The sequence below is a fragment of the Glutamicibacter sp. AGC46 genome, assembly GCF_053543715.1.
This window is the reverse complement of the sequence record NZ_JBLVOJ010000012.1, coordinates 285122-301712: the sequence shown is the minus strand read 5'-3', so window position 1 is coordinate 301712 and position 16591 is coordinate 285122. Positions and strand designations below refer to the sequence as shown.

Here is a 16591-nt window from a genome sequence, read left to right as displayed (position 1 = left end):
CTCAAAGGATTCATGGCTTACGTTGTTCCTTCAGGATGCTCATCAGCCCAGCGGTGGGCACGCGAGACCAGTTGCTCGGACAAGCCAGGCAAGTCTCCCTTGCCGCTGCCCAGCGCAAGTCCGAGCAGGAAAGTGCTCAAAGGCGCTGCCGGCCGGGCTACTTCGTGAGCTACATGTTTGGCTGCATCAAGCACGGTAGCGATATCCACTTCGCCGGAGTCCAAGCCCAATTCCTTGGCGGCTGCTTCCAGCCAATCGTTCAGTGCTTCGGGTGGCAAATGCTGTGCCATGGCTTTCCTTCCGTTCTGGCGGGCGCTTTCCAGTGCCTGCGGGGTATCAATGTCGCTGCTGGTTTCATCATCCACCGGTACCCGCGCCAGCTGCAGCTGATTCAAGGCTCGGCGCACCGGGGCATTGACCAGGTTCCCGCCCAGCTCTGCGCAGACCGAAGCCAGTGCCGAGGTGCGATAGATTCCAGCCAGCCATTGGGTGTGGCCTTGCGCGTCAACCAGCAGCAAGCCATCGGCTGCGCGTTGCCCAAAGTCGTTGATCAACGCAGTGGCCACCGCGACCGGCCGGTGCAGGTCGCAGGCCAGAACCATGGTCCATTCACTGCCTGCGCTGGCAGCTAGTTCTGCAAGCCCGGCAGCGATGCCTGCCAAGGGACCAGCGAATGGCGGATCCTCCCGGAGAACGGAATCGGCCTTGGCACCAGCGGAATCCGGGCCGACCACAACGACGCGTAGTGCGCCGGTTGTGCGGGCCGCGGCGACCACGCGGTCAACCAGGCGCTGTCCGTGCAGCTCTATTTCGGCTTTGCCTTCGCCGCCCAGCCGAGAGCCCCTGCCGCCGGCGAGCACCAGGGCATTGAAGTTGGCGAGCTGCCGCGTGCTCATGGGATCATCCCCAGTACCTCGACTTCATCGCCGGGGTGGATCTGGTTGACGCCAGCCGGGACCAGCGCGTAGCCCTGGGCAGCGCCGAACCCGCCCACCGAGTGGGAAATGCTGCTGGCGTGAACCGCCGGGGCGCACCGCAGTTGCTCACCATGCTCGAGGACTACCGGGATGACCTGCATGCGTGCGGCGGCGGCTTTCCATCCCACCGCGGCGATGGCGCGCAAAGTCGGGCGCAGCACCTCGCGGTGGCCTTGCATGGCCCGCAGGCACGGGCGCACGAACAGCTCGAAGCTGACCGCTGCGCTGACCGGGTTGCCGGGCAAGGCGAAGACCATCGCACCGGCCTCCAAACGGCCCGCGCATTGCGGCTGGCCGGGGCGGATCTTCACCCGGGCCGCCTGCACTGCCGGTTCGGCTTCCAGCACCTGGCGCATCACATCGTAGGCGCCGGGACCTACTCCCCCAGTGCTCAGGATGGCATCATGCGTGGAGCCGAGCACGTCCAGCTGTTCGCGGACCGCTTGAGTGTCATCCACGCAGTGCACCACGGTAGCTGCCTGGATGCCGGATTCAGCCAAGAGCCCTGCCATGAGCAGCGAATTGGTTTCCGGGATTTGCCCGCGCGAGAGCCTTTCACCGGGCGCAAGCAATTCCGCCCCGGTGACCAGCACGGCCACTTTGGGCTGTGTGCGCACCGACAGCTTGCTGGCACCGGCTGCCGCCAAGGCGGAAAGACGGGCCGCGGTGAGCTGCTCGCCGGCATAGGCCACCAGGTCACCGGCGGCCTTGTCCTCGCCGCTGCGGCGGATGTCCTTGCCTGCTGGCACCGGCCCATGGATCTGCACGGTGGCGGCATCCCAGCCCTCTGCTGCCGCTGACGTATCCTCGATGCGCACCACGGCGTCAGCATCCGTCGGGATCGGGGCACCGGTCATGATCTTCACGCACTGGCCCGGTTCCAGCTTCGGATCCCAGCCGCTGCCCGCGGTCACTTCGCCGATGACTTCCAGAGCAATTGGCGCCACAGCGGTGTCATCCGAACGCACCGCATAGCCGTCCATCGCCGAGTTGTCCCACAACGGCAACGGGTGCGTGGAGGTGGCATCCTCGGCCAGCACCGCGCCGTGCAGCGCAGCGAAACCGCCAGCCACCTCGATCTCCTGCGGGGCCAACGGCACCACCTGCGACAGCAGCCGCGTACGGTGCGCTTCAAGTTCCACGGGTTCATTGCCGGTGATCATGATTGCTCTTCCTGGATGTTCCTCGGGTGCTGCGCTGGCAGGGTGGCCACCACTGCGCGCACAAAGCGGTTGGCCGGGTCGGCGAAGACCTGCTCGACGGTTCCCTGCGCAATGATGCTTCCCCGTTCCAGCACCAGCAGGTCATCGGCGAGCGCCAAGGTGTCGGCGGCCGAATGCGAGACGACGATGGCGCTGGTCGCGGTGCGTTCCAGCTCTTCGCGCACCAATGCGCGCATGTCCATGGCGGCTTCGACATCCAGCGAGGCGAAGGGCTCGTCGATCAGCAGGATCTTGGGCTGGGCGGCCAAGGCCCGGGCCAGCGCAATGCGTTGGCGCTGCCCGCCGGAGAGGGCCTCGGGCCGGTGGGTGGCGATTTCTTCCAGTCCCAGCCGCCCGATCCATTCGGCGGCCACGGCCTTGGCGGCAGCCTTGTCCAGTCCCCCGGCGCGGGCGCCAAAGGCGATATTCTTCAGCGCATCCAGGTGCGGGAACAGGTGCGGGTCTTGGCCCAGCAGGCCCACCTCGCGCAGGTGCGGCGGGCGGTGCTGCTTCGCGTCAGCCAGCAGCGAACCGGAAAGCTCGATGCGCCCCTCGGCAATCTTCTGGATCCCGGCAATCGCATGCACAATGGTCGACTTGCCCGAGCCGCTAGGGCCCATCATCGCCAGCGTGCTGCCGGCAGGCACTTCGAATTCAACGGCCACGTCGAATCCGGTGCGCGGCACTCGCAGCGCAACCTTCAATGTCATTTCAAGGCCCCCGGACGCCAGGCGCGCACCAGCAGCAGCACCACTACCGCGGTGGCCAGAAGCAGGATCGATAGGGCTACTGCCGAGTCGCGTCCAGTTCCAGCCCCGTTGAACGCGGTGTAGATGGCCAGCGGCATGGTCTGGGTAACCCCCGGCGCGTTGCCGGCGAATAGCGCGGTGGCCCCGAATTCGCCGATGGCCCGCGCGAAGCACAGGATCACGCCGGCCACCAGTCCGGGGGCGGCCAGCGGCAAGGTGATGCGGGTGAGCACCATCCAGCGCCCGGCGCCCAGGGTGGCGGCGGCTTGTTCGTACCCGGCGCCGGCGGCCCGCAGCGATCCTTCCACGGAGAGCACCAGGAAGGGCAGAGCCACGAAGCTCTGGGCAATGACCACCGCGGCGGTGGAAAAAGGCAGGGTAATCCCCCACAGGGAATCGATGAATTGTCCGATGGGGCTGGTGCGCCCGAAGAGGAAGAGCAGGGCCACGCCGCCGACCATGGGCGGAAGCACCAGCGGGACGGCGATCAAGGCCCGCAATAGCTGGGCCACCCGGGCCGAGCTGCGCGCCATCAGCACCGCCAGCGGCACGCCGAGCAGCACGCACAGGGCGGTGGCCGCCACCCCGGTGCGCAAGCTCAGCCAGAGCGCCGAGAGGGCTTGGGGGCTGGTGGCATCGGCCACCAGCGTGGACCAGCTGGCACGGGTGAGAAGCGCCAGCAGCGGCAGCACCAGCAATCCCACGCCCAGCAAGGCCGGGGCAATGACGAAGCCGGGAACCCGTACCCCGGTATCGCTAGCCATTGGCCTGCGCAGCCCCGGTGCCGAAACCGTGCTCTGCCAGGATTTGCTGGCCGCGCTCGCTGATCACGAAGTCCACGAAGGCCTGTGCGCCGGGGTTCTCGCCCAGCGTGGCGATCGGATAGGTGTTCACGACCTCGTCAGCTCCTTCCGGAACGATCGCCGCGACGTTTTCGTCACCCAGCACATCGGTGGCGTAGACCAGTCCGGCATCCGCTTCGCCGGCGGCCACCTTCTGCAGCACCGCGGTGACATTCTGCTCCTCGCTGGCCGGGACCACTTCGACGCCCTGGGCCTGGAGCAGCTGGCGTGAGGCCGAGCCGCACGGCACCTGCTGCGCGCACAGCACCGTGGTGGCCCCGGCAAGGTCTTCCAGCGAATCGATATCCGCCGGGTTCTCCTGCGGCACCGCGATCACCATGGTGTTGCTGGCGAAGATCACCGGCTCGTGGCCGAACCCGGCCTCGGTCACCTCCAGCATGTTGCGTTCATCTGCCGAGGCGAAGACATCCACGTTTGAGCCTTCAAGGATCTGCGTGGCCAGGGTCGAAGAGCCGTCATAGGAGATGCTGGCAATCTGCACCTCCGGATGTTCTGCGGTGAACTCCTCGGAGATCTGTTCGAAGGCGCTCTGCAAGGAGGCCGCCGCGGAGATGGTGATGGGTTCGGACGCGGCCTGATCGGAAGAGCCGCTGGCCGAACAGCCCGCCAAAGCCAGCACGGCCGCCGCGAGCCCGGCAAGGGCTCGGAACCGTGGAAACGGGCGGTGCTGCATGGGATCTCCTTGAAATCGGGGGCTGGTGCCAATGCTACCGTCGCGCCAACCGGGGCCGATCCATTTTGCGTACTTGATTTGTTACTTTCAGGTTAACCGTCTTCCACGCAACGGTGCCGGGGGCTACTGTGGAGTGTATGAAAGCACAAGCGGCCGGCACCCTGGGCGATGCCCGTGGACGGCCCCTGCATGACCTGCGGATTTCGGTGACAGACCGCTGCAATTTCCGCTGCGTCTACTGCATGCCCAAGGAGATCTTCGGCCGCGACTTCGTTTTCCGCGAGCGCTCCGAGCTGCTCAGCTTCGAGGAGATCGAGCGGCTGGCCCGCGTCAGCGTTTCGCTGGGGGTCACCAAGCTGCGGTTGACCGGCGGCGAGCCGCTGCTGCGCCGCGGCATCGTGGACCTGGTGGGCATGCTCTCCAAGCTGCGCACCCCCGAGGGCCAGCCGGTGGATCTGGCAATGACCACCAATGGGTCGGCGCTGCCGGTGCTCGCACCTGCGTTGAAGGAAGCCGGGCTGAACCGCGTGACCATCTCCCTGGATTCCTTGGATGACGAGAAGTTCAAGGCCATCAACGACGTGGACTTCCCGGTCTCCCGGGTACTGCACGCCATCGACGTGGCCCGTGAAGTGGGCCTGGGCCCGGTGAAGATCAATACCGTGGTCAAGCGCGGGGTCAATGACTCGGAGATCCTGTCGCTGGCCGAGCACTTCCGCGGCACTGGGGCGATCCTGCGCTTCATCGAATACATGGATGTGGGCACCACCAACGGCTGGAAGCTGGATGAGGTGCTGCCCTCCTCCGAGGTCGTGGCCATGGTCAATAAGCGCTGGGCGCTGGAACCGGTGACTAAAACCGAACCGGGTGAAACGGCCAACCGCTGGCGCTACCAGGACGGAGCCGGGGAGATCGGCGTGATATCCAGCGTCACCAACGCCTTCTGCGGCAACTGCTCGCGCGCCCGGGTCTCGGCCGAAGGCCAGCTCTACACCTGCCTGTTTGCCGGCTCCGGCTACGACCTGCGCCAGCTCATGCGCGACGGGATCAGCGATGAGGATCTTGCCAAGGCACTGACCGGGCACTGGCGCAAGCGCGATGACAACTACTCGGAGCTGCGCGCCGCGCTGACCCCAGGCAACCGCAAGCGCATCGAGATGTCCTACATCGGGGGCTAGGGGTTCTTGTTGCTTCTTAGACGCCGTGCGACGGTTATGGCCTCTTCTGCGACAATCTCATAATTTTGCCGACTCCCAGACAACGGAATTGAGTCTTCTCCATACTTGTCATAGGCGAGTTCAAGTAATTCGCTGGTGTCGCTGAGTCTTAAAGCGTTGACCAGGTGCCCTAAATCAAGAATGTCTTTGTCGCGCTCCGCCGCCAGCTTCATGGCGGTCAAAGTCGGCAAATCAGCAACTTCGACTACGGAAAGAATAGAGTCCGGCGCGGGAGCCCAAGAGGCATTGTCGGGGATGAAAGCGGCTGCACTAGAGTTCAACCACTTTTTAGGCAAACCGTGTTCGGCCGCCATCGCCTCTATGATTTTTTCGACTTCTGTCCGATGCGAGTAGTAAGCATCGATATCTTCCGTAGCACGATCAATCAGGCCGTGAAGAAGCATAGCCGAGCCCCCGACGACTCTAATTCTCACGTTGAGTCCCTGTTCGTTCAGGCGCCGTTCGAGTTCTGCGAGCAGGTCAACGACTCTGTTTCTTCCCAAGCCCGTTCTACTCATGCTGTTCCCAAGCTCCGTTGTCGAATCCACACATTCAGTTCTTGAAGTGCTGGAGGCGTCTCAGCGCGAATTAGCTCCTTCATCTTCTCCCCTACCGGATACAACTTTTCCGAGAGGAACACGGGTTCCGTTGGTCGCACAATGTCCGAGGTCCACTGCGGGACTGGCGTATTGGTCTGGCCCGCAATCCACTTAGTTATGGCCGCCAGAGCCACTTGGTATTGCGAGTCCTCCAATTCAGGCGACTGTGCCAAGAGTGGACGCCCGGCTTCAAGAGATTCAGTCGAATATTCACTGATGAGACGCAGTGCGAACTCGAAATTTTTGGCTTCCAGGGTCTGTCGGAAGTCCTCAGCTATTTCAGCGCCCCTGTCATTAATAATGCGTAGCCCAGGCTCCTCAAACCCAAGTCTCTTCAGAACCCTAAGCACTAATCCCAGAGCCACCGTTTCTTTCCCTGCTTCCAAGTCAACGATGAACTTACGCGAAACCCCTACCGAATTTGCCAAGGCAGCTTGGGTCAGCCCTAGGAAACCACGTTGGGTCCGGATCTTATCCGCCAGGCTTCCGACAGTGAACGATGGGGTTTTCATATTCAAATGATGTCACCGTACGGTGACTTTGTCTAGAAGTTTGATTGCCGCCTGTTGTTATCCCATGGTCTTCTGCCCATCCAGGGATTCGCGGATGATGTCCGCATGCCCTGAATGCTGGGTGGTCTCGGCGATGATGTGCAGCAAGGTGCGGCGCACCGACCAGTGGATATCGACAAACCATGGGGCCGAAGGCAACTCGTGCACGGTGTCCAGATCCAGCTCAGCCAGCAGCGCATCGGTGCGGTCGGCAATCAAAGCGTAGTTTTCCAGCACCGCGTCGAGAGTATCTCCTGGCTGCATATGGAATTCGTTATGGAATGCTTCGATCGCTTCGGGTGGCATCTGGCTGAAATCCGCACCGTCCCACGCCATGGCTGCCCGGCCTTTGACCATGAATTCCTGCCACTGTTTTTCGACTGCGCTGACATGTTTGATCAACCCGCCGAGGGTCAGCTCGCTCACGGTGGTTCGCTGCTCCGCCTGCTCATCGCTCAAGCCTTGGACCGTAAAACGCAAAAAATGCCTCGCGTTGGCCAGGGTCTGGAACAGGTCGGCGCGTTCTCCGGTGAGCTTGGTGTTGGTGATGGCCATGGTGCTCATGATTGCCTCCTGGCATAAGCTGCAGCCGGTATTTCCAGCTGGTAGTAACCAGAATAGAAGTGAAAAGTGCCAGTTTTTGTCCTAAATCAAGGCAGACTTATCGTATGAGTACCAGTACCAGATTCTTGCGCTTACTCTCGCTACTGCAGACCCATCGCTATTGGTCCGGAGACGAGCTCGCAGAACGCCTTGACGTCAGCCTGCGCACCGTTCGCCGGGACATCGACCGGTTGCGTGACTTGGGCTACCCAGTGCAGGCCGATCGCGGTGTGGGAGGTGGTTATCAGTTAGCCTCCGGCACCGCGTTGCCTCCCCTGGTGCTCGACGATGAGGAAGCGGTGGCACTGGTGGCGTCGCTGCAATCCACCGTGCATGGCGGGTCCTCCGCTCTGGCTGAAGCGGCGCTGCGAGCATTGGGGAAAGTGGTACCCGTGCTGCCGGCCAGGCTGCGTAAACGGGCACAGGCCTTGACCGCGAGCACCATCCCGCTCAATTCCCAGTCTTCCGCCTCGGATCCCGTGGATCCGGCAGTATTAGTGGCCTTCGCCCAAGCCTGCCGTGATCATGAACGAATCGCTTTCGACTACAAGGACGCCAAGGGAGCAGCAACTTCACGCCGGGTAGAACCGGTCCAATTGGTGAATGTTGGCAACCGCTACTATCTCGTGGCTTTTGATCTGGACCGCGATGATTGGCGCAGCTTCCGCGTGGACCGCGCACAGAACCCAACACCCAGGGCCTTGCGCTTCACACCCCGACAGGTGCCAGGTGGCGATGCATCAAGCTTCGTTCGTGCTGGACTGCGTGGCAGCGGACAACCAGATGTGAGTGCGCGGGTGCATGCCAGCGCAGAACAACTGGAGCCGCTGATCGGCCGCTGGTTCCAGATCGAAGAAATCGACGACGACAACAGCCTAGTGAGCACCGAGAATATGAACCTTAACTGGGCCGCGTTCGGGCTGGCGATGAGTCAGGCCAAAGTCAGCGCTGTTCAGCCGACAGAACTGCGAGAGCTACTCGATTCGTGGATAGCGAACCTTTCGTCAGAGCCCTGTCGCTAAAACCAAGCTCCGGAGGATCTCTGTACAACGCACGCAGGCCGTTAGCCCTTACGCTCATGAAATCGTAGTTAAATCCCCTCCCGAACTATGACATTCGCGTGGACGATGCACCCGGTCAGTGTTCGAACGTGGAAGAAAACCCAATGAATCCGAAAGCAAGTCTCCAGATATCTTATTGATCCACTGGACACGCAATCCGGCGGAACTTGCGCGCTCTCTCTCGAATTCCAACGAGACGAGCGCCGATAATAGACGGTCACAAACACGTCACTCAAAAAATCAACACCGGCTGCAATGCAGATTTCCGGGGGCTTCAAATGAATACACAGCTAATCTGCACGAACGGTCACAATCGTTCAACATCCACTACGTTGGCCAATCCGAGCTAAATCGAATGGAGCCTTTGAAACTTGCTACCGATCAACGGCAAAACTGGGACAAGTAACTCCACCTCCGGGTCATCTCCCCCGCAAACAGGTCCGACCATAGATACTCATTATTTGACAAAGCTCGCAACGGGCACCTTCTTGAAACCTATCCAAAGACCATCGGCCCGTTTGACCAAATTATGGGTGATCGCTCGTCAAAAATTTCATCCTCTAGTTTCAATTGTGCATAATGACTCCAAGACAGGAGATAAATTGACAGAGATTATCACGACAACAGTTGCTCTTGTTGGTCTATTCGTAACAGCAGCACAGTTCACGGCGGCCGCCAGGGCACGGAAAGCGGCCGATTTCTGGGGAGACCAGATCGAAAAAACCGCCTCCTTGCGATCCGAGGAAGATGAGACGATATCCGATCACTACCAGAATGCCTTGTCGCTGGTTTACGCCGTTGAGCGAGTCCCTGGATGGAAGTTCGCTCTACCAGTTGGTTCTCTTTGCTTTCTAACTCTATGGCTATTCGCAACAAGCGTTCTTTTCAAAGGATTCATACTTAGTCCAGTGTCAGCGGAGGGGCAGTTGGTGGCATTTACAGGCGTCTACGCTCTTGCGGCCACATTTGGAATTTTTGCTACATTGCAAAAACTATTGACCCTTCAGGTTCACCGCACAAAGACCAAGATCGGATTCAAAGTCGAAGAATTTTACGACCCGGCACTCTTCGAAGTAAGACTATTTAAACATGTAAAGAAGTGTCTTGCCCTTGCCACTGCTGGGATCTTGTTGGCTTCTTTCGCGGTTGCTTGTTTCTCCGGCTTTCCGGTTCTCACTCAAAATAATGATGAAATCCTCGCCGCGGGCTTCCTTAGCAGCATTATTGCAGCCATAACCTTATGGTTTTCCGTTCACAAGTTCACCTCAATCTACAGGAACCCGCTTGACGAAAATAACCTGGTAGTCACTCTTAAAGCCCATTGATCTACGAATAGAGGATCGCCGCCTTACCCGAATCTAGTCAGCATCCGAAGACGAAATCCCCTCCCAGTACGACCCCAAGGGAACGCCTAAGTAGATTCACTGATGGCTGGAAATGCTATTGCATTCCGCATCAGCCCGCGAGCGGTCCGCATGAAGCCATGCCCCGTTATCTTTTTGATAGTCCCTAAAAAGAGGATCATAGGGACTGTCGGCCGACCAATCTCGGCATGGTGTCTTGCCCCTGTCTAACCAATGATCCGGGGGGGGTGTTGCCACCGAGATTGGGATGGCAGCGTGGTGATTGCTAATTAGGGGCGCGGCGCCAAGACACTGGACGCCTGTCATAACGTGGATGTAAGACTTCGCTACCGACGGTTGGTCGACCTTGAACAAGAACTAGTTCAAAGGAGCACTAGCCATGATCACCGCGGATATCGATATTTTCCTCGGCCTGGACGTAGGGAAAACCGACCACTGGGCCTGCGCCGTCACCAAGGACGGCACCAAAATATGGAACAAGACCCTGCCCAACGACGAAACCAAACTCGTCTCGGTCTACCAGAATCTCAGTGCCAAAGGCACCGTCCTGGTCGTCGTGGATCAGCCAGCTACCATCGGAGCCCTCGCTGTTGCCGTCGCCCAGAACCTCGGTATTCCGGTGGCCTACCTGCCCGGATTATCGATGCGGCGCATCGCAGATATGTATCCTGGCACGGCGAAAACCGACGAAAAAGACGCATTCATCATCGCGGACGCGGCCCGCACCATGACGCACACGCTGCGCAGCATCCAGGTCTCTGATGAGGATGAAGCCACCCTGGGCATGCTCACCGGATTTGATCTGGATCTAGCCAGGCAGATCACCCAAACCAGCAACAGGATCCGCGGGCTATTCACCCAAATCCACCCGCCACTAGAACGAACCCTCGGCCCATGGCTGGAACACGACGCCGTCCTTGAAGTCCTCGCTATCTGGCCCACACCAGCCGCACTGAAGCATGCCGGCAAAGCCAGGATCGATGCGAAGTTGAAGAAATATAGTGCTCGCCGGCACACCGCCTGGGCTTCAACCATCATTGACGCTTTGGAGGAGCAGAGCGTCATCGTGGTCGGCACTGAGGCCGCGGGGCTGGTGATCCCTCACCTCGCCCGGCAGCTGGTCTCGTTGCATGCCCAACACGTAGACGTGGCCACGCACTTGGAAACCATGGTGGAGGCCCACCCTCTTTACTCGGTCCTGACATCCATGCCAGGGATTGCCGTCAGGACCGCTGCGATCATCATCGCCGAGACCTCCGGCAAGACCTTCACCAGTGCTGCCGCACTGTCCTCCTACGCCGGTTTGGCACCAACTACGCGCCAGTCAGGCACCTCCATCAAGTCCGAACGGGTCAGCCATTCAGGCAACAAACGCTTGAAACGAGCACTGTTCCTCTCGGCGTTCGCGTCCATCCGCTTTGATCCGACCAGCCGGGAATACTGTGACCGGAAACGGGCTCAGGGGAAACGCCACAACCAAGCGTTGATCGCTTTGGCCCACCGACGGCTCACGGTCCTGTTTGCCATGATTCGGGATGGCTCACTTTATGACGTTCCGGAGCTGAAAATCGCTTGTCACAGAACATAGGGGCACCCCCCAGGTCTCGGTATCCATAACCAATGCATCAACCTGATCGACACTACCCGTTACCGAACGAGAAGATTAGGTTACCGGTCCGTTTCCATCTTTAACTCCCTATGCGCACTACTCAGTAATGCAAAAAGCCTTTTTGGACATTGACACCTCTAATTTGCAATAAGAAGTTAACTGCAAAACGTGGACGAGCAGGCATGCCGGCGGCGCTAATTCTTCGTTGAGCCTGCCCCGCCCCCGACACCATTCAAATTGAATCTCAAGTACTGTCTTGGCTCTACACTCAACGAACATCATCGAGAAATACGAATAATGATTCTTTAACGCAGTGTTCTTCGTGCGGCTCACCGAGCCTTATGCCCCCGTAACCGCCCCATAATTGAATGCGGCATCACAGAAGTAAACAGCGATAGTTTTCGCGACGTTCACGCTGATCAAGCGAGAGGTTCCACTAAAAGTACCGCATTGGCTTCTAGAAAAACTTCACATCATTTCACCCTTGGCCAAAGTCAGCGACGTCCACCCGGCAGAACTGCGAGACCTACTCGATTCTTGGACGGAGAATCTCGGCTCCTGATTGCGAAAGTTGTGAGATGCAACAAAAAGCGTCTTGATAGCTTGACGGCGACACAACCGCGAGGCGTATAGTCACTCGCGTGCTAACACCATTCAAATCGTTCGGAGTAAATGCTTTGATTAGTAATTACTTAAAGTTTGAATCATCGGCATAGTCATCTCTACGTACCCTGAGGCTCTCCGCCCGTCTGTCGACGACGCCTACGAAAGGCTGATTCATGTCCATTGCCGACTTTACCGCTGATGCACAAACCATACTTCCCGATCTGATTAAACTGCGCCGTGAGTTGCATGCGGACCCCGAGCTCGGACTTAATCTGCCCCGCACTCAGCAGAAGGTGCTCGACGCGCTTGAGGGGTTGCCGCTGGAAATCACTACCGGCACCCGCACCAGTTCGGTCACTGCAGTGCTTCGCGGAGAACTGCCCGGCCCGACAGTCCTGCTCCGCGGCGATATGGACGCTTTGCCGATTCTCGAAGCGACCAATCTGGACTTCGCCTCTGCCAACGGCAATATGCACGCCTGCGGCCACGACCTGCATACCGCGGGACTGGTGGGCGCAGCCAAGGTGCTGTCGGCTCATCAAAGTGAACTACATGGCTCGGTCATCTTCATGTTCCAGCCAGGCGAAGAAGGCCACGGCGGAGCGAAGATCATGCTTGAAGAGGGACTACTCGCCGCAGCCGGAGACCCTCCAGTTGCTGCCTACGCGATCCATGTGGGACCCGGCCCACGAGGAGTCTTCGCAACACGAGGTGGTCCAGTAGCTGCTGGCTCGAACCAGCTGACAGTGAAGCTGAAAGGGCGCGGTGGACACGGTTCGCAGCCTCACCAGACCCTGGATCCAGTTCCTGCCGCGGCCGAACTCGTCCTGGCCTTGCAAAGCTTCGTGACTCGACGATTCAATGCCTTCGACCCGGTGGTACTCTCGATCACCCGGCTGTCCACCGGAGACGGTGCAATCAACGTCATCCCGGAGAGCGTCGAGCTGGCGGCCACTATCCGCACCATGTCTCATGAATCGCTGGCTGTCCTGGAAGAAGGACTGCCACGAGTCATCAACGGTGTGGCGGCAGCCCATGAACTCACTGCTGATGTGAGCTTTGAAACGCTCTACCCGGTGACCGTGAACGATCCCGCCGAGACGGAGGCGGCGCTGACAACGATGCGCGAAATCTATGGTGAACAGCGCGTGGCTGTAATGCCTTCGCCAATGATGGGCTCGGAGGATTTCGCGTTTGTGCTCGACGAAGTACCCGGCACGTTCATCGCATTGCTGACCACTCCACCGGAAATGACCGCCGAGGAGGCCGAGTGGAATCACTCACCACGGGTGATCTTTGATGACTCGGTGCTCTCAGATCAAGCTGTAGCCCTGGCAGCGATCGCTTTTAAGCGAACCGCCAGCTGAACTTCGGAGCTGCGCGCTAATTCTCGAGAATTACGGTGGTTTGGGTCCCCACATACTCAAACCCAGCGCGCAGCGCCGTTCTGATTGACGCGGCATTATCAACGTGCGCGCGCCACTGAGGAATCAGCCCGGCATCCATTGCATGCTTTTGAGCAATGCCGACAGCTTGAGAACCGAGTCCACTGCGCCGACTGGCAGGTGATACGAGCGCGCCAAGGTGGGCCAGTTTTTCTTCCCACACGTCATAACCAGCACCTGCCAGAGGTCGCGGCTGGTGCTCAGAATCGCTGAGCAAGATAAAGGTATTCTCCATCTCGCTCAAGCCGACTTCTGCAGCGTCTTCGGCTGGGCAGGCTGTTTCAAGATCAACAGCGTGCACTCGCGCATGACTTACCTTGGCGTTGGAGCCAGACACCATTGGCGCTGAATCACTAAAGTACAGCTTCGCTTCCCCGAGAGCCCGCCCACCATAAGGAGCACTGAGTTCTAAAAGTTTCTCGTGGCTGGCTAGTTCCGAGTCGGGTAGCTCTCGCCCAGCTTCTATTGCCCACGAGGGGCCGACCAAAATCCCGGTGCCAAAGAGTGATACGAACATAAGCACGGCGCTATCGTTCTTCTCGCGATAAACGCGATCTTCTCCTCGTGCCAATGCTTCTACCGAAACACCGAGGATCGATGCCCAGGATTGTCGGATGGTCGCGATGGTGTCGGGTTGAAGCGTCATGCCGAAAGACTATCGGAATTCAAATTATCTGTGTCTGCCAAACAGACCGAAAACTCGCGAAGCAAGCCTTTAGTCCAAACGGATCTAACGTTCCAGAGATTCTAACAATGCAACAGCATTGGTATTTTCAAGCCAAAAATACGCATGAATCGCCAACAAGACGTCGTCTATTGACTGTTCAATTGCCGGCCCACTCCACAGGGCAACGACCGCACTCGCGACATTCGAAATCGCCGAGTTTTGACTGGCCCTGCCGAGCTCAACGCCGCGAAGCACCAGCAGGTAGTCGAGAGCCAAGTTGCGTAAATCTTGATTGGAAAGCATCTTCCGCGTCGAATACCCCAGAGCTCGTTGCATCGTCGAGATCGATGAATCCACGTCCGGAAGCGGCAAACATTGTTGTTGAAGCCCGGACAACAGGAATTCACCGCGAGGGACGTCTCCCGGCATCACTTCCTTGTAATCGGTCCTGCTCCCTGAGCCGGGACGATACTCAGTCAAAACGTAACTTCCGTTCCTCACTAGACGTATTCGCTAGGTAGGTCCGGCCTACAGTCCAACCCACTCGGAGCTGCCGGAAGTGAAGTGCTGCTTCTTCCAGATCGGAACTTCGGCTTTGATGCGTTCAACCAGGTTCTCAATGGCATCGAAGGCTTCCTTGCGGTGCGCTGCTGCCGAGGCAGCCACCAAAGCGGCATCACCAATCTTCAGCGGACCCACACGATGCACAGCCGAAAGCTTCAAGCCCGTGCGCTCTTCTTCCTCGGCGATGATCTTCTCCAGGAAGTCCTGCGCCTGCGGGTGATGCGAGTAGTCCAGGGAATTCACCGACTGCCCACCATCGTGGTTGCGAATGATTCCGTGGAAAAGCACCACAGCGCCGGCGGTATCAGACTGCACGGCATCGCGGACTGTGGCCTCATCGATTGGTTCCTCGGTGATCAACGCGTAGCTCATGAGCGGGTTCCTTCGGTTGTTGCGGGTTCGGCCAGTAGTTGCGGCGCCACCGCGGCCAGTGCGGGAAGCCCGCCTTCAAGATAGTTTGTTTTGATGCCCCGGCCAGCGAGCAAGGCGGCCGCGCGTTGCGAGCGAGGACCGCGTGCGCAGTAGACCGTTACCTGTGCCGGGATCTGCTTCAGATCTGTGCCGGATTCAACAGCTGCTTCCAACTCAGGAAGGGGCAGATGCAAGGAACCGGCGATGTGCTGTTGTGCGCGTTCGTCATCATTGCGCACATCCAACAAGACAGGTGTTGCACCACCAGTTAGGGCTTCGGCGAGCGCCTCGGCGCCGATGCCTTCAGCTTCAGGCAGCGTTCCCGAGCAAAAAAGCACATAATCGATCAGCTCGGTGACTTCAGCGCCTCGGGGGTCCCGGGAGAATTCGAGGGTGCGGGTGCTGGCAGCCAGCGCATCGTAGATCAGCACCTTTCCCACCAGCGGGGCACCGATTCCGGCGATCAGTTTCAAGGCTTCAGTAGCCAGCAGCGAACCGACGGTTCCGCACAATCCGGGCAGCACGCCCCCGGCGGCGCAATCCGGCACGGTGCCCGGGGCAGGCGGGACCGGGAACAGGTCGCGGTAACCCGGGCCGTGCTCATGCCAGGCCACGGAAACTTGTCCATGATGCTGCAGGATCGATCCCCAGATTAGCGGGATGCCCGTGAGCTGCGCGGCGTCATTGGACAGGTACCGCGTCGGGAAGTTGTCGCTGCCATCGATGACGAGGTCATAATTCGCAAAGATCTGAAGCGCGTTCGAAGAATCCAGCCGCAGGTTATGCTCGATGATTTCCACATTGGGGTCCAGCGCCGTGGCAGCCTGCGCCAAGGAAGCGGTCTTGGCCAGACCGATATTAGCGCTGGTGTGCGTGACCTGGCGGTGCAGGTTGGATAGCTCCACGACATCATCATCCACAATGCCGATGGTGCCTACTCCCGCTCCGACCAGATACGGGACGCTGGCGCTGCCCAGCCCTCCGGCGCCGATAACCAGTACCCGGGCGGCAGCCAGCCGGCGCTGCGCGGTGTCATCAAATCCGGGCAACGAGAGTTGGCGTGCAGCTCGTGCAGTCTGTTCGCCGCTCAGTGGCGGCCCGGGGGCCACAAGCGCGGGAAAGTCGCGTTCGCTTTTCATCGTGCTCCTTATCGCCTAGGCGCGATAGCATGAAGTCATGTCGAAGATTACGATACGCTACTTCGCTGCCGCGGCGGCAACAGCGGGCTGCGAGCAGGAGAGCTGGGAACGCCCCGATACACTCGCCAGGCTGCGTAGCGAACTGATCGATTCCTACGGACCTGAAATGGCCCAGGTTTTGCGCGCCGGAAGTTTCCTGATCAACGGCGTGGTGCGCCGCGATGCCGGCGAGCTGGGCACGGCCGACGATCTGACCGTGGATGTCCTGCCGCCGTTCGCAGGCGGATAGTC

Annotated in this window: 18 protein-coding genes; 6 read left to right on the top strand and 12 right to left on the bottom strand. The window is 59.6% G+C overall.

Features of this window, described 5'->3' with window-relative positions; all coding sequences use genetic code 11:
• Window positions 1-17: 17 nt before the first annotated feature.
• The 5 genes from ACNPM8_RS09620 to modA are packed head-to-tail and all read right to left on the bottom strand — an operon-like array spanning window position 18 to window position 4464.
• Window positions 18-896: an NTP transferase domain-containing protein gene (locus ACNPM8_RS09620; protein WP_448939748.1), complete on the bottom strand. Its 879-nt coding sequence runs from the start codon at window positions 894-896 to the stop codon at window positions 18-20.
• Window positions 893-2140: a molybdopterin molybdotransferase MoeA gene (locus ACNPM8_RS09615; RefSeq protein ID WP_448939747.1), complete on the bottom strand. Its 1248-nt coding sequence runs from the start codon at window positions 2138-2140 to the stop codon at window positions 893-895. Before ACNPM8_RS09615 ends, ACNPM8_RS09620 begins: the two co-directional genes overlap by 4 nt.
• Complete coding sequence (locus ACNPM8_RS09610; protein ID WP_400342951.1) at window positions 2137-2889, bottom strand: ATP-binding cassette domain-containing protein; 753 nt, start codon at window positions 2887-2889, stop codon at window positions 2137-2139. Before ACNPM8_RS09610 ends, ACNPM8_RS09615 begins: the two co-directional genes overlap by 4 nt.
• Window positions 2886-3692 carry an ABC transporter permease gene (locus ACNPM8_RS09605; protein ID WP_448939746.1) on the bottom strand — a complete coding sequence of 269 codons (807 nt, stop codon included), beginning with the start codon at window positions 3690-3692 and terminating at the stop codon, window positions 2886-2888. The genes ACNPM8_RS09610 and ACNPM8_RS09605 overlap by 4 nt, the downstream gene beginning before the upstream one ends.
• Window positions 3685-4464 (bottom strand): molybdate ABC transporter substrate-binding protein, encoded by a 780-nt coding sequence (gene modA, locus ACNPM8_RS09600; RefSeq protein ID WP_448939745.1) that lies wholly within the window; start codon window positions 4462-4464, stop codon window positions 3685-3687. Before modA ends, ACNPM8_RS09605 begins: the two co-directional genes overlap by 8 nt.
• Window positions 4465-4601: 137 nt before the next feature.
• Between modA and moaA the strand changes: the two genes are divergently transcribed.
• On the top strand, window positions 4602-5642 hold the full coding sequence (moaA, locus tag ACNPM8_RS09595; RefSeq protein ID WP_448939744.1) for a GTP 3',8-cyclase MoaA: 1041 nt from the start codon (window positions 4602-4604) through the stop codon (window positions 5640-5642).
• Here moaA and ACNPM8_RS09590 read toward each other — a convergent pair.
• From ACNPM8_RS09590 to ACNPM8_RS09580, 3 genes are read right to left on the bottom strand one after another with little or no spacing between them, the layout of a single operon-like run.
• A complete protein-coding gene (locus ACNPM8_RS09590; protein WP_448939743.1) occupies window positions 5639-6199 on the bottom strand; it encodes a DUF6036 family nucleotidyltransferase in 561 nt (186 codons plus the stop codon). The two genes, moaA and ACNPM8_RS09590, sit on opposite strands and share 4 nt — an antisense overlap.
• Window positions 6196-6792: a helix-turn-helix transcriptional regulator gene (locus ACNPM8_RS09585; RefSeq protein WP_133835082.1), complete on the bottom strand. Its 597-nt coding sequence runs from the start codon at window positions 6790-6792 to the stop codon at window positions 6196-6198. Before ACNPM8_RS09585 ends, ACNPM8_RS09590 begins: the two co-directional genes overlap by 4 nt.
• Window positions 6793-6849: 57 nt before the next feature.
• A complete protein-coding gene (locus ACNPM8_RS09580; protein WP_166650882.1) occupies window positions 6850-7395 on the bottom strand; it encodes a DinB family protein in 546 nt (181 codons plus the stop codon).
• A gap of 104 nt (window positions 7396-7499) precedes the next feature.
• On the opposite strand from ACNPM8_RS09580, the gene ACNPM8_RS09575 reads away from it, so the two are divergent.
• The 4 genes from ACNPM8_RS09575 to ACNPM8_RS09560 all read left to right on the top strand — a co-directional run bounded on the left by ACNPM8_RS09575 (window position 7500) and on the right by ACNPM8_RS09560 (window position 13441).
• The gene (locus ACNPM8_RS09575) at window positions 7500-8456 is read left to right on the top strand and encodes a helix-turn-helix transcriptional regulator (RefSeq protein WP_332503198.1); all 957 of its coding nucleotides are present in this window, start codon (window positions 7500-7502) and stop codon (window positions 8454-8456) included.
• A 500-nt stretch (window positions 8457-8956) separates the two neighbouring features.
• Window positions 8957-9820 (top strand): hypothetical protein, encoded by an 864-nt coding sequence (locus tag ACNPM8_RS09570; RefSeq protein WP_448939742.1) that lies wholly within the window; start codon window positions 8957-8959, stop codon window positions 9818-9820.
• A gap of 418 nt (window positions 9821-10238) precedes the next feature.
• On the top strand, window positions 10239-11447 hold the full coding sequence (locus tag ACNPM8_RS09565; RefSeq protein ID WP_448939741.1) for an IS110 family transposase: 1209 nt from the start codon (window positions 10239-10241) through the stop codon (window positions 11445-11447).
• An 800-nt stretch (window positions 11448-12247) separates the two neighbouring features.
• Window positions 12248-13441, top strand: coding sequence for a M20 metallopeptidase family protein (locus ACNPM8_RS09560; RefSeq protein WP_448939740.1), 1194 nt, complete (start codon window positions 12248-12250; stop codon window positions 13439-13441).
• Window positions 13442-13457: 16 nt separating this feature from the next.
• Here ACNPM8_RS09560 and ACNPM8_RS09555 read toward each other — a convergent pair whose 3' ends face one another.
• From ACNPM8_RS09555 to ACNPM8_RS09540, 4 genes are all read right to left on the bottom strand, one after another.
• Window positions 13458-14165, bottom strand: coding sequence for a GNAT family N-acetyltransferase (locus ACNPM8_RS09555; protein WP_448939739.1), 708 nt, complete (start codon window positions 14163-14165; stop codon window positions 13458-13460).
• 84 nt (window positions 14166-14249) lie between these two features.
• On the bottom strand, window positions 14250-14666 hold the full coding sequence (locus ACNPM8_RS09550) for a hypothetical protein (RefSeq protein WP_448939738.1): 417 nt from the start codon (window positions 14664-14666) through the stop codon (window positions 14250-14252).
• Window positions 14667-14714: 48 nt separating this feature from the next.
• Window positions 14715-15122 carry a molybdenum cofactor biosynthesis protein MoaE gene (locus ACNPM8_RS09545; RefSeq protein WP_133834414.1) on the bottom strand — a complete coding sequence of 136 codons (408 nt, stop codon included), beginning with the start codon at window positions 15120-15122 and terminating at the stop codon, window positions 14715-14717.
• The gene (locus ACNPM8_RS09540; protein WP_448939737.1) at window positions 15119-16300 is read right to left on the bottom strand and encodes a ThiF family adenylyltransferase; all 1182 of its coding nucleotides are present in this window, start codon (window positions 16298-16300) and stop codon (window positions 15119-15121) included. Before ACNPM8_RS09540 ends, ACNPM8_RS09545 begins: the two co-directional genes overlap by 4 nt.
• Window positions 16301-16337: 37 nt before the next feature.
• Here ACNPM8_RS09540 and ACNPM8_RS09535 point away from each other — a divergent pair, with 37 nt between their 5' ends.
• On the top strand, window positions 16338-16589 hold the full coding sequence (locus ACNPM8_RS09535; RefSeq protein ID WP_402697358.1) for a MoaD/ThiS family protein: 252 nt from the start codon (window positions 16338-16340) through the stop codon (window positions 16587-16589).
• Window positions 16590-16591 lie beyond the last annotated feature (2 nt).